Origin of the sequence: Teichococcus wenyumeiae, from assembly GCF_003696345.1 — a bacterium.
GTDB lineage: Bacteria > Pseudomonadota > Alphaproteobacteria > Acetobacterales > Acetobacteraceae > Pseudoroseomonas > Pseudoroseomonas wenyumeiae.
Map to the genome: position 1 here is coordinate 1 of NZ_RFLX01000181.1, position 775 is coordinate 775.

Below are 775 nucleotides of genomic sequence, written 5' to 3' on the forward strand. Positions count from 1 at the left end.
CTAGCGTCAATTCAGGCCCTCGCACTCGCGGCAGGCCGCGTAAGTTCGATCGAGACGCCGCGTTGGCACAAGCAACGTGCCTATTCTGGCACCGCGGCTTCCGTGGGACGTCGATTGCCGACCTTAGCGAGGCGATGGGAATAGGATCTCCCAGTCTCTACGCGGCATTCGGATCGAAGGCCGATCTCTACGCGGAGACGCTTCGCTACTATCGCGAGAGTTATGGCGCGCTGGCGTGGGGGCGGTTCTTCTCAGCCGAATCGGCGCGGGAAGCAGTGCGATGTCTGTTGCTCGACGCAGCAGAATTGTTCGCCAAATGTCGGGTAGATGAAGTTAGCGGCTGCATGGTCACCCTTGCCTCGGTTGACGATGAGACTGCCGAACTGCGCGAGTTCATCAGAGGCCTGCGCGCGCTGACACTCGACCGATTGGAAGAGCGTGTTCGACTTGCGATCGCCGGCGGCGAGATTTCGCCGCTCGTCGACACTCATGCTTTGTCGCGGTTTGCGGAAGCGGTGCTGAACGGCATGTCTGTCGAAGCGCGCAGCGGAGCGACGGTCGCAGATCTGCGGGGTGTGGCTGAAGTCGCAATGCTCGGCTGGGATGCCTCGGTCAGCGACGGTGGTGACCACCGCAAGCAATCGAATGGTTCGAGGTCCATCAGGTGACCGATCACTTAATTCTCTGCGCCTCCAGCGGTGAAGACGGTCGTGGAATACCGCGCTCCGTCGGTCCGTCCGGTGGACCCAATACTAAAAAATCGAAAGGAAACGGA

General features: G+C 60.5%; 1 protein-coding gene. It reads left to right on the top strand.

Features of this window, described 5'->3' with window-relative positions:
- A partial coding sequence (locus tag EBE87_RS28500) for a TetR/AcrR family transcriptional regulator (RefSeq protein ID WP_147426331.1) occupies positions 1–668 on the top strand: 668 nt, incomplete at its 5' end.
- Positions 669–775 lie beyond the last annotated feature (107 nt).